At 64.6% G+C, this 12048-nt stretch carries 9 protein-coding genes and 1 riboswitch; all 9 genes read left to right on the forward strand.

All coding sequences use genetic code 11. The annotated features are described in order from the left end of the window. The first annotated feature begins 41 nt into the window (after window positions 1-41). The 9 genes from HZB53_12435 to HZB53_12475 all read left to right on the forward strand — a co-directional run bounded on the left by HZB53_12435 (window position 42) and on the right by HZB53_12475 (window position 11649). The gene (locus HZB53_12435) at window positions 42-1277 is read left to right on the forward strand and encodes an ABC transporter ATP-binding protein (protein ID MBI5878448.1); all 1236 of its coding nucleotides are present in this window, start codon (window positions 42-44) and stop codon (window positions 1275-1277) included. Window positions 1278-1387: 110 nt separating this feature from the next. Further along, entirely contained in the window at window positions 1388-2629 is a 1242-nt protein-coding gene (locus HZB53_12440) for a glycosyltransferase (GenBank protein ID MBI5878449.1), read from the forward strand. 81 nt (window positions 2630-2710) lie between these two features. Next, window positions 2711-4336 (forward strand): glycosyltransferase family 4 protein, encoded by a 1626-nt coding sequence (locus tag HZB53_12445; protein MBI5878450.1) that lies wholly within the window; start codon window positions 2711-2713, stop codon window positions 4334-4336. 131 nt (window positions 4337-4467) lie between these two features. Next, on the forward strand, window positions 4468-5982 hold the full coding sequence (locus HZB53_12450; GenBank protein ID MBI5878451.1) for a glycosyltransferase family 4 protein: 1515 nt from the start codon (window positions 4468-4470) through the stop codon (window positions 5980-5982). Window positions 5983-6006: 24 nt separating this feature from the next. Further along, window positions 6007-7290: a glycosyltransferase family 4 protein gene (locus HZB53_12455; GenBank protein ID MBI5878452.1), complete on the forward strand. Its 1284-nt coding sequence runs from the start codon at window positions 6007-6009 to the stop codon at window positions 7288-7290. Continuing rightward, a complete protein-coding gene (locus HZB53_12460; GenBank protein ID MBI5878453.1) occupies window positions 7256-7720 on the forward strand; it encodes a hypothetical protein in 465 nt (154 codons plus the stop codon). Before HZB53_12455 ends, HZB53_12460 begins: the two co-directional genes overlap by 35 nt. Further along, window positions 7717-8904 (forward strand): glycosyltransferase family 4 protein, encoded by a 1188-nt coding sequence (locus HZB53_12465; GenBank protein MBI5878454.1) that lies wholly within the window; start codon window positions 7717-7719, stop codon window positions 8902-8904. The genes HZB53_12460 and HZB53_12465 overlap by 4 nt, the downstream gene beginning before the upstream one ends. Then, window positions 8885-9952: a glycosyltransferase family 4 protein gene (locus HZB53_12470; GenBank protein ID MBI5878455.1), complete on the forward strand. Its 1068-nt coding sequence runs from the start codon at window positions 8885-8887 to the stop codon at window positions 9950-9952. The genes HZB53_12465 and HZB53_12470 overlap by 20 nt, the downstream gene beginning before the upstream one ends. 56 nt (window positions 9953-10008) lie before the next feature. After that, a complete protein-coding gene (locus HZB53_12475; GenBank protein MBI5878456.1) occupies window positions 10009-11649 on the forward strand; it encodes a radical SAM protein in 1641 nt (546 codons plus the stop codon). 250 nt (window positions 11650-11899) lie between these two features. Next, window positions 11900-11986, forward strand: a riboswitch (cyclic di-GMP riboswitch). The last annotated feature ends 62 nt before the right edge of the window (window positions 11987-12048 follow it).

Raw genomic sequence — 12048 nt, forward strand, 5'->3', positions numbered from 1 at the left:
GGCGGCGATAATGGAATGTACTGCTGGTTCGTGATCCCAGAATGTCCACCGCCATCGCCTTCAAGAATGTGTCCAAGCGCTTCAACCTCTCTCACCAGCCGCAACGTGCAGGGGCTAGCTTCTGGCGCCAGTTGCTAGCGCGCCGCGGCGATTGGAACGAATCGTTCTGGGCGTTGCGCGATGTATCGTTGGCTGTGGCCCACGGTGAAACGGTAGGTCTGATCGGGTCCAATGGCAGTGGCAAGAGCACGATCCTTAAGCTGATCGCCAAAATCATCAGTCCGACCAGCGGCGACGTCACGGCGGACGGCCGAGTCGCCGCCATACTGGAGCTGGGCGCCGGGTTTCATCACGAGCTGTCAGGCCGCGAGAACATCTTCTTCAACGGCGCTATGCTGGGCTTGACTCGCAGCGAGATTGACCGCGTCTACGATGAGGTTGTCGCGTTTTCCGAGCTTGAGCGCTTCATCGATACGCCCGTCAAGTTCTACTCATCGGGCATGTATGCGCGCCTGGCTTTTGCGGTGGCCATTCATGTCAAGCCCAATATCCTTTTGATCGACGAGGCCTTGTCAGTAGGTGATCAAGCCTTTCAATCCAAATGCATCGCGCGGGTCATGGACATCAAGCGGGAGGGCGCAACGATCCTGGTGGTGTCGCATGAACTGGGCACCATACAATCACTCTGTGAGCGCGCCATCTGGCTGGACAACGGACGCGTGCGGGATGTTGGCGCGGTGTCTGACGTGGTGACTGCGTATCTCGATCACACTGCGCAGAAGGCCGATGAGTCCGGCGGCGTCGCTCGCGACGCGCAGCGCACGGGCACGGGCAAGGTGCAGATCACGCGGGCGGAATTGTGTGACGGGCGCGGGTATCAGCGCGATAGTTTCGTTACCGGCGGGGCGTTGATCTTGCGCCTGCACTATAGCGCGCGGATGCCGGTGGCCGACCCCGTGTTCGGATTGGCTGTGTATCACCAGAATGGAGTGCTCGTCAGCGGCCCAAACACGGGCGAGAACGGCCTCTCGTTTCCGATGCTTGCCGGTGACGGTATGGTCACTTACCATGTATCGGAACTCCCACTGCTCGATGGCGATTATCTGATCTCGGTGAGCGTCAATAACAGGCAGGGTACAGAGATCTATGATTATCGCGATCGCATCTGCTCGTTTCGCGTGTTTGCAGGCAAGCCGCGCGAGCGTTTTGGCTTGGTGACTCTTCACGGCCAATGGCAGGCCGACACGGCCCCTGGATCAGCGGCCGGCGCCGCCTAAGCGCGGAACTGCCCGCGGCATACGCGCTTGTGCCCTCTCGCGCCGCCGAGGCAGCGCGCGGACCGGCGGGCCAATCGCCTGCGGGCCACGGCGCGCCACTTGTTAAAGCGATGCGGATTCAGGTCATCCTTCCGACATTCTACCCCGACTATGTCGGCGGCGCGGAGATCTCCGCGCTCCATACGTGTCGCGAACTGCAGCGACGCGGCATGGACATCCGTGTGCTGGTTGTGAATAACCGATTCCCCGGGCGGTCACAGCGCGACGCACTTACATACGACGGACTGAGCGTGCGTCGCGCCCGGTTCAATACGCCGATTCGCGCCGCCTGGACCGACGTCTTTGACGCGCGTGTGTTTCAGTATGTGCGAACCGAACTCGAAGACTTCCGGCCGGATCTGGTCCATGCGCATAATGTATCGGGCGCAACCCTGTCACCCTATCTCGCCTGCCGGGCGGCGGGAGTGCGCGTGGTCAACACGCTGCATGATCTTTGGCTGCTCTGTCCGAACAACATGCGCTATCGGCGCGACGGGACGCTGTGCGACTCGCGGCCCGCGCACGGGGGTTGCCGGTTGTGCTTCCGGCGATACGACTACTGGGGCGCTGTACCGTTTCGAGGCCTTCTGTTTTCGTTACTTACCGCCAACGTGCAGTTGTTCATCTCCCCGAGCCAGGCGTTGATTGAGCAGCACGTGCGTGCCGGCTACAATGCGCAGCGCTTCCGCATGGTCCCAAACGGTATTGTGGCGTCCGGGAACGGGTTCGAACTCGCGCCGCCTGACGCCGGATTCGGAGCGCTCAACGCGCGGCGCCCGACGTTGGTCTATGCGGGCGGCGGCATTGAGACTAAGGGGGCGGCCGTCATGCTTGACGCGCTGCCGATCATGCTGCGCACCGTGGACAACCTGGAGGTGCTGGTGGCGGGCGGCGGGGAGGAGCGCCTTCTCTCCGCCATGCGCGCGTTTGGGCCGCGCGTCCGCGTGCTTGGGCCGCTGCCGTATGCCGCCATGCGCGCACTGTTTGCGTCGGCTGATTTGACGGTCACGCCATCGGTCTGGCCCGAAAACTCGCCCACGGTGATCTATGAGAGTTTCGAGGCCGGCACGCCCGTCGCGGGATCGCGCGTTGGCGGCATTCCGGAACTTGTTACGGACGGCGAAACGGGCTACCTCTTTCCCCGCGGCGATGCGGCTTCGCTGGCCGCCACCGTGATCGGTCATTTCGCCCTCCCGGCGCCTGCGCGACGCCGCATGCGCCTGCGATGCCTGGCCGCATCGCGCACACGGTTCTCCATGGACAGCCACATTGCGGGTGTCTTGCAGGCGTATCGTGAAGTCATGGAACGCTAGCCGTGTGCCGGGCACGCGCCCGGCGAAAGCGATTGCTGCCCGCAAGCCTTCGGAAGGGGTGGCGCGGAGGAGGCGCCCAGCGTGAACGTTAGCATAGTATGCCAGGCCCTGATCGGTTCCGATGCAGTCGGCCATTCGATCATCAATCAGGCCCGGTACTTTACGCGCCGCGGCGATGCCGTTGCGGTCTACGCCATATCTCGGCCCGCCAGAGTACCGGCCGATGTGCTGCCGCTCGCCAGGACGGTAAGCCTGGCCGACCTGGCGGCGCGGCCCGATAACCACTTCAGCCAGTCGGACGTATATATCTATCACTATACGGGCCGCTTTCCGTTGATAGAGACAATTCGCGCTCTCGAACGCGGCGTCGTAATCCTCTTTTTCCACAACGTCACGCCACCCACATTATGGGACGGCGAGTGGTCTGACCAGGAGGCGCTGCAACACAGCATCGATAGCATTCCTCTGGTGGCAAATTACGCCGATCTCATCGTCACGCCGAGCCCATACAATGCCGACTATCTTGTCCGCACGCATGGGCTGGGCCGGGATAAGATTCGGGTGCTGCCTCTGGCGGTACCACTCGACGAGTTCGGACCGGGCGAAAAAGACGCCGTGCTGCTCAATCGTTATGGCCTGAGCGGAAAGAAAATCCTGCTGTTTGCGGGGCGCATGGCGCGCAACAAGCGCGTGGATCTGCTGGTCGATGCGCTGGCGCAAGTGCGCGCGCAGTTTCCAGCCGCGCTTCTGCTGGTTGGCGACGGCGACAGCACGCCAACATACCGCGCGTCCACGGCGCGGATCCGGGCGCGCGCTGCGGAGTTGCAACTGTCGCGCGACGTTCTCTGTGCCGGCGTGGTCGACGACTTGCCGACACACTTTCGCCTGGCCGACATCTATGTGAGCGCGAGCCTGCACGAGGGGTTTGGCGTGCCACTGATCGAAGCGATGGCGTCCGGTGTGCCCGTCGTCGCGAGCAACGCGACCGCGCACTCGTGGGTCATCGGCGATGCGGGCATGCTCTGCCGTCCCGGCGATGCGGCTGACATGGCGGCTACGATCGTACGTGTCCTGGGCGACAGCGATTTGCGCGCTGATCTGATCCGCAAGGGAATCGCTCGCGCAAGGGAGTTCTCGGTCGCACGCCACGATGAGGGGTGGTCGCGTCTCATGGCCGAACTATCCGATTGGCTGCCGAATCCACTGGCCGCGCGTGCGAGTTCGGCTCCGACACACGCGGCGGAACCGGCCTGGTACAGTTCGTTGAGCATTGAATTGGGGCGGCTTGACGCGCTCTCCGACGTGATGATGCGCGGGTATGTCGTGCAGTCGCATCTCCCGGTTGTCGGTCAAGCCATCGCGTGGATTCGGCGCACCCTGACCTCGCACCTGCGCGAGCCGTACCTCGACCCGATGCTCGAGCGCCAGGTTGCATTCAATCGCCAACTGGCGCTGGTCGTGCGCCGGTTGAGCGCCGAGGTGTTTGCACTGAGCCGCGCGCCGTCCGCGCTGCACGTGGACCGTGATGCTTTCGCCTCACCAAAGGACAGCGGAGAAATCGCCAACGCATTGGCACGGCTGCAAGCTCAACTGGATCGGATGACCGCGGCGCTTCCACCGGAAACAAACCCGTCGGCGGAGCCGCCGTCTCAAACCGCCGCTGCGCCCGAGCGCTCCGACCGGCCGTCTGCGGCATCGGGGCGATGAGATCGTGATAAAATAGAGTCGTTCGGATGTGCGTACGCGTCCGGCAACGAGAGCCAGGCTGCCGCCGCTGGTGACCCGGTGCGCCGCGTGATCCGGGCGCTCACGTGATGGCCGCGAATTGATGAGCGCGCATGCGAGTTCACATCGTAAATTCCAACCTCGAAGGTATGGATGCGGTCGGCAGATACATGCTCGACCAGTGGCGGTTCTTCCGCGCGCGTGGCGACGACGTGCGGCTCAACCTTACGTCGCCGCCGCACCACGTGCCGGACGAGCTTGCCGAGCATGCCACTGTGGGTGCGACCGGCGGGCCGGCGAATTATGCGGCCATGTTCAACGGCGCCGATCTTCTGATCTTTCACTACTCGATCGTCTACCCGCTGATCGAGTCGATCGGCGCCGCCTGCTCCGTGCTCTGCTTTCACAACATCACGCCGCCGGGCCTCTGGCAGGGCGCGGCGTATGACCGCGAAGCACTGCAACGCAGCATCGACCGCGCTGCGCAATTGGCCGATCGCGCCGATCTGATCGTTACGCCGAGCGCATACAATGCCGCCCAACTGGCCGCGCGCTATGGCGTTGCGCCCGATCGCATCCGCGTGATTCCCTTTGTGATCGATCCGGCCGTGTATTGCCCGGGTTCGGCTGATCGGGCGCTGCGCACTCGCTACGGTCTGAACGGGCGCAAAGTCATTCTATTTGTTGGCCGCATGGCGAGCAACAAACGCGTCGATCTGCTGCTGGAAGCGTTAGCGCTGGTTCGCAAGCATGTGCCGGAAGCAGCGTTGCTGCTGGTTGGTGACCAGCAGTCGCCCGCATTGGCGCCGTACGTGGCACAGGTCCACGAGCGCGTGTCGGATCTCGGCCTCCAGCAGGACGTCGTGTTTGCGGGGCTTACGGATGAACTGCCGGCGCACTATCGGCTGGCCAGCGTGTATGCCACGGCCAGTGAGCACGAGGGTTTTGGCGTGCCGCTCGTCGAGGCGATGGCATCCGGCGTGCCGGTGGTTGCCAGCGACGCGGCAGCGCATTCCGAAGTGGTCGACGCTGCGGGCCTCTTGTGCGTGTCAAACGATGCGTCTGCCATGGCGGACGTGCTCGTGCGGGTGCTTTGCGAACCCGCCCTGCATGCCGATCTATCGCGGCGCGGCCTGGCGCGCGCAATGTCCTTCTCGCGGGAGAGGCACGACGCCGCCTGGGAGCGCATTGCGGGCGAGGCCGCGTTGCTGGCAGGCAGTGCACAACGTCGTCGTTATGGGGCCGCAACGGTTTCGGGCACGCACGAGCGGATCGCCATCAATGCCGATTTGCAGCGACTGGAGGCGATGGCGGACATCATGCTGCGCGACTATCGGATCGAATCCCGCGTACCCGTTGTCGGCGCGTTCATCGCGTGGGTGCGCCGCAACCTGACATCGCATCTGCGGGAGCCGTACATCGACCCGGTGCTTGAGCGGCAGGTAACTTTTAACCGGCAGATCTTGCTATCGCTGATACGGCTGTTGCGCTGGCAAGATTCTTTGCGTGCGAGCGGCGCGCCGGTTCCGGGTGACATCGAGCAGCGACTAGCGCGCCTTGAGGCGCAGATCGAAACGCTGTCTGCGCAGATCGAAAGCGGCCTGCATGGCGAGCCGGGGCGTTCGTAACCAGTTGTTCCGCCGAACTCTATCGTGCGCATCCTGCATCTGATTCAGCGCTACTGGCCGGCGCTCGGCGGCGCCGAAGCGCACTTGCAAGCGCTCTCCGAGCGATTGGCGCGCGACGGGCATGCCGTGACCGTCGCGACGACCGATGTCGCCGATATCGAGGGGTTCTGGACCTCGCCGCATCGAACCGTTGATCGTGCGGTGGAAACGCACGCGGGCGTGACGATCCGGCGATTTGCGCTGCGTCAACCGCCTGTCACAACCTTTGCCTTCCGCGCTTTGCGCCGCGTCTCCGTCGAACTGTCGCGGCGGCGCATCGGCGGAATCGGCATGCTGCGTGCGCTGGGCGGGCTGGCGTTGAGCGTGCCGGGCCTGCATCGCTGGCTGCGGACGCAGCGCGGCGCGTTCGACCTGGTTGCGGCGTCGGGCATCGGGTTTGAGTCGCTCTACTGGCCTGCCGCGGATTGGGCACGCCGCGAAGGCATTCCTTTTTTGATGTATCCGCTAACACACCTGGCCGCCACGCCGGCGCGCGGCGGCGCGAGCCTGAGCGACTACTACACCATGCGCCATCAGGCTGCGCTGCTCAAGGCCAGCGCAGCCGTCATCGCGTTAACCGAGTTGGAAGCCGGCTTCTGGGCCGACGCCGGCATTCCGCGTGAACGTCTGGTTGTGGCGGGCGCCGGCGCCGACCCGGCCGCGGTCACCGGCGGCGATGTGCGGCGCTTTCGCGCGCTGATCGGCACGGATGAGCCGATCGTGCTGGCGCTGGGCACGCAAACCGGCGACAAAGGCACGCTGCACCTGATCGGCGCCATGCAGCGTCTCTGGGAGCGCGGCGCCGAGGCGCGGCTGGTGCTGGCCGGCCAGGCGATGCCGGACGTCACGCAGGTTCTGGCGCGCGCCTCGAGCACGGTTCGTTGCGGCACCCATCTGCTTGGCCCGGTTGACGATGAAACCAAGCGCGACGCGCTGGCGGCGTGCAGCTTGCTGGCGCTGCCGTCGCGCACCGATTCGTTCGGCATCGTCCTGCTGGAGGCGTGGCTGAACCGCAAGCCGGTGATTGGCGCGCGCGCCGGCGCGCTGCCGTCGGTCATCACCGAAGGTCAGGACGGCCTGCTGGTGGAGTGGGGGGATGGTGCGGCGTTGGCGGCTGCCGTGGAACGCCTGCTGGGCGACGGGCCGCTGCGCATGCGGCTTGGACAGGCCGGGCGCGACAAAGTGCTGGCGCGCTTCACGTGGGACGCGATCTATCCGCTGGTGCGGGATACTTATGAGCGAGCTTGCGAAACCGTTGCCCGATCTTGAACAGATCGTCGAAATCCGCGACCCCGCGGTAAATGTAGACGATGTTATGGCGCAGATTCGCGCTACGCTGGCCGCGCACGGGCCGTTGATGCCGCCCGATGTGCCGCCGCTCGGCGCGCAGAGCGACGATGGCGCGCTGGCGTTTCACTTGACACAGGCCAACCTGACATACGACCAGGTCTTTGTCGAAATGAACGTCATGCGGCCCAACGTGCCGCTGCTGGGCGGCTGGCTGGCCCGTCTGAAGGCGCGCGCACATGAACTGGCCGTCTACTACGTCAACCAGCATGCCGGCCTGCAGGTGAACTTCAACTCGTCGCTTGTGCGCGTGCTGTCGCTGCTGGCGGCGCGCGACGCCGAGGTGCGCGCGCTGCGCGCCGATCTTGAACGCCTGCGGGCGCGGCTCGACGAGTTGGAGCGGCGCGCATGAGCCGTCCGGCCATCGCGCTCGTCACGCCGTGGTACGGCGCCGATATTACGGGCGGCGCGGAGACGGTCTGCCGCGGGCTGGCCGAGCACCTGGCCCACGCCGGGCACGCCGTCGAAGTGCTGACGACCTGCGCCTGGCGCTTTCAGAGCGACTGGGGCAAGAACCATCACCGCCCCGGGCTGGAGACGCTGAACGGCGTGCCGGTGCGCCGTTTTCGAGTGCGCCCGCGCGATGGGCAGGCGTTTCACCAGGTCAATCTGCGCCTGATGCGCGGGCTGGGCATCAGCACGGCCGACGAGCAGCAGTTCATGCAGCACATCATCGGCAGCGATGAGCTGGTGGCGTATATCGGCGAGCATCGCGATGCGTATCGCTTCGTGTTTCTGCCCTATATGTTCGGCACGAGCTACTGGGGCGCGCGCGCGGCGCCCGAAAACTCGCTCATGATGCCGTGTCTGCACGACGAAGCGTACGCGCACATGGCGGCGTTCCGCGCGTTGATGCCGTCGCTGCGCGGGTTCCTGTTGCTCTCGCAGCCGGAGCGCGACCTCATGCAGTCGCTGTACGGCATTCCGGCCGAGCGCCTGCACCTGATCGGCGCGGGGGTCGATGCCGCAGCGGGCGCCAACCCGGCCCGGTTCCGCGAAAAGCACCGGCTCGCCGGTCCCTACATCGTCTATGTCGGCCGCCGCGACGAAACCAAGAATACGCCGCTGCTGCTGGACCATTTTCGACGGATGAAGCTGGAGCAGGGCGGCGACCTGAAGCTGGTGCTGATCGGGCCGGGCGGCATGCCGGCCGCGGCGGCGCGCCCGGACGTGATCGACCTGGGTGTGACGGACGAGCAGACGAAGCACGATGCGCTGGCGGGCGCGCTGTGCCTGGTGAACCCGTCGCTGAACGAGAGCTTCTCGCTGGTGCTCATGGAAGCCTGGCTTGCCGGGCGACCGGTGCTGGTGCATGCCGGCTGCGCGGTGACGGTCGGCCACTGCCGTGCCGGCCACGGCGGTCTCTTTTTTGCCAACTACGCGGAATTCTCCGGCGCGCTGCGCTGGCTGTCCGAGCATCCCACCGAGGCGGCGGCGATGGGCGCCCAGGGCGCGCGCTATGTGCGCGCCAATTTCACGTGGGAGCGCGTGCTGGCGAAAATGCTGCGGGCGGTCTATGGCGAAGCGGCGGGTTGACCAGTTGCTCGTCGGCGCCGCACCCGGCGACGCGATCTTCAATGAGGCGCTGTTCCTGCGCGGCATCCTGCGCGAGCGCGGTTATGCTTCGGAGATCTACGCGGAGCGGATATCACCCGCGCTGCCGCGCGGCGACGCGCACACCGCCGACGGCTACCGCGCGCGCGCCGACGATGTCCTGATTTTCCATTATTCAATCGGTTCCACGCTCAATGCGCTGGTGCGTTTGCGCGCGCCGCGCCTGCTGTTCATCTATCACAACATCACGCCGCCCGAGTACTTCCGCGGCGTCAACCCGCAGATTGCCGACGGGGCCGAGCATGGCCGCGCTGAACTGCCGACGTTCAAGGAACAGTCCGAGCTGGCGCTGGCCGACTCCGAGTTCAATCGCCTGGAACTGGAAGGGCTGGGCTATCCGCGCACGGCGGTACTTCCGCTGGCGGAGACGCTGTCGCAGCGGGCGACGCCCGATCCGCAGATCATGCATGCGATGCAGGACGGCAGCACCAACGTGCTCTTTGTCGGGCGCGTGGCGCCAAACAAGAAGCAGGATGACCTGCTGCGCTTCCTGTATGCCTTTCGCCAGATCGACCCGCGGGCACGTCTGGTGCTGGTGGGCGCATGGGGCGGCTGCGAGCGCTACCTGGCATCGCTGCGCTCGCTGGCGGCGGCGCTTGGCCTGTCCGCACAGGTCGTGCTGGCCGGGCATGTTGAGGATGCGGCGCTGGTGGCCTACTACCGCAGCGCGCACTTGTTCCTGTGCCTGAGCGAGCACGAAGGCTTTTGCGTACCGCTGGTCGAGGCGATGGCGCTGGGGGTGCCCGTGGCGGCCTACGCGTCGACCGGCGTGCCGTACACGCTGGGCAACGCCGGCGTGCTGGTGCACGCGAAGCGCTGGGACGTGCTGGCGGCGCTGGCGTCGGCGCTGACCCGCGACGAGTCCCTGCGCGCGCGTATCATTGCCGGGCAGTCTGCGCGCGCACGCGACTTCAGCCCGCCGGCCGTGCAGGCTCAATTTGAGGCACAGTTGACCTCGATTGGGTTGTAATCGGTTCCGCATTATAATGCGCACCAGCGTGGACAACGGCTGCAAGCGGGAAGGGTGTGACGATTGTGCAGTATCTAGAAGACACTGAAATATACCAGAATCATTTCGCCAACGACGTGCCATATCCATACCTGGCGATGATCGAGTCGTCGTCGCGCTGCAACTTGCTGTGCATCATGTGCCCGCGCACGGTCGGCAAGAGCCCCAGCAGCGGCACGGAATATGGCGACTTGCCGCTCGAACTGCTGGACAAGGTTGAGAGCCTGTTGCCGCACCTCGACCAGGTGGTGCTGTCGTGGATCGGCGAGCCGCTGCTGAACCGACGCATCGGCGAGATCGTTGACCGCATCAAGCGCTGGCCGATTCACGTGCACATTACGACCAACGGCATGCTGCTGAACGACCACTACGCCGAGCTGGTCGTCAGCAAGCACGTCGATAGCGTGGCGGTGTCGATTGACGGCGCCAGCGACGAGGTCTTCGAGAAGATACGAGCCGGCGGCAGCTTGGAGCGCATCAAGGAGAACATCCGGCGCTTGCAGGACGCCAAGGCGAGTCAGCATGCGTTGGCGCCCTTCCTGCAGATCGCCTTCGTGGCGCAGCCGGATAACGTCGCCGAGTTGCCGGACATGGTGGAGATGGTCAAGTCGGTGGGTGTCCATCAGCTTACCGTCAGCGCCATGGACGACTTTTTGCTGCCGCAGGACCTGAACGTGTCGGAGGCCGGCGCGCTCGGACCAAAGGAGTTCGCCCGGCGCAAGTTCAACGAGATGATGGAGCGGGCGCGCGCCGCCGATGTCAGCATCGGCATCGAGTCGCCGCACCGCTTCTACCACGAGATTGGCGATACTACGTCATACGGCGAGGAGATCGCGCCGGAGTTGTTCAGCAACGACTACACGCGCGACGAGATCGTCGCCAAAGGCTGGCGCAAAGGCTGCAGCGTGCCGTGGGCGCATGTCATCATCGGCGCGAACGGCGAAGTGCACCCCTGCTGCATCTCTCCGACGGTGCTGGGCAATCTGAACGACAATTCAATTGACGAGATCTGGTTCGGGCCGAAGTATCAGTCCTTCCGCAAGGCCCTGAAGTCTGCGCGGCCGCCGCGTGACTGTTTCCAGTGTCGCCGCGCGATATGGAACCCGCCGACACCGCTCGACACGTTGCGCGAGGCGATGGTGGTGGGCGAGCATGAGGTACATGGGCTTGGATGGAGCCACGCGTTCGAGGCGCGCCCCGGTTACAAAGCGCGGCACATGGGGCGCGAGGCGACCGTGTTTCTCAAGAATGGCGGCAGGCGGATGCTGTCACTCACACTCGGCTCGCAGGCGGCGCGCTTCATTCACGGGCGTATCCGGGTCAACGACGTGCCGGTTGGCGTGTTCCGCGTCGGGCCACGCTGGGCGACGTTCTCGTTCGATCTGCCGCAATTCGCCAGTCCGGTGCTCAAGGTCACGCTGACGACCGACCCGCGCAGCCCGCATCTGCTTGTGCATGCCATCCAGACGGAGGACACAACTCGCAGTTGGCGGGTGCCGGCACCCGTTCAAAGCTGGGTCAATCTGCCGCTGGACGTGGCCAGCGTCGGCTGGCAGGCCGGGCGCACCGGCTATGCTATGCTGAAGCCGCACATGAACGGGCGTGGTTTGAAGCGCGGACTGGTGGCAGTGCGGGGCTTGTTGACGCACAAGACGTGATCCATCGAATATACATTACATATTATCAAGCAGTAAGCCCGCGACGGCACTGCACCAATAAAGGTGACATATTATAGATCGGTTCATAGCTTGCGTACGGCTTGCTACCAGCGGTTCGTAGAGCAACAGCTTCTGCCAACCAGTGTACCGGGTGGCAGCCGTGAGCCACAGGTACCATTGATAACTATCGCTTCAACGTGTATTGTATAAACAGAAAACTAAATTACGTTCTGTAGTAGTAGCAGCTTCTCCACGATAAGGGCAAACTCAGCGAAAGCTGAGGACGCAAAGTTACGGGGCCTTAAGTCAACGCGACGATGGCAGCCCGGCTACCGAATGGGGAACAGGCACTTTCCGGTGCTTGTCCCTCCCAGGACCAAACGGGGAGAACTTAGAAAC

This window comes from Chloroflexota bacterium (assembly GCA_016235055.1).
Lineage (GTDB): Bacteria > Chloroflexota > Anaerolineae > JACRMK01 > JACRMK01 > JACRMK01.

Bases quoted from the DNA above. Each gene is read 5' to 3' on its own strand.
- HZB53_12435 (MBI5878448.1), top strand. From the start codon at position 42: ATGTCCACCGCCATCGCCTTCAAGAATGTGTCCAAGCGCTTCAACCTC.
- HZB53_12440 (MBI5878449.1), top strand. From the start codon at position 1,388: ATGCGGATTCAGGTCATCCTTCCGACATTCTACCCCGACTATGTCGGC.
- HZB53_12450 (MBI5878451.1), top strand. From the start codon at position 4,468: ATGCGAGTTCACATCGTAAATTCCAACCTCGAAGGTATGGATGCGGTC.
- HZB53_12460 (MBI5878453.1), top strand. From the start codon at position 7,256: ATGAGCGAGCTTGCGAAACCGTTGCCCGATCTTGAACAGATCGTCGAA.
- HZB53_12465 (MBI5878454.1), top strand. From the start codon at position 7,717: ATGAGCCGTCCGGCCATCGCGCTCGTCACGCCGTGGTACGGCGCCGAT.
- HZB53_12470 (MBI5878455.1), top strand. From the start codon at position 8,885: ATGGCGAAGCGGCGGGTTGACCAGTTGCTCGTCGGCGCCGCACCCGGC.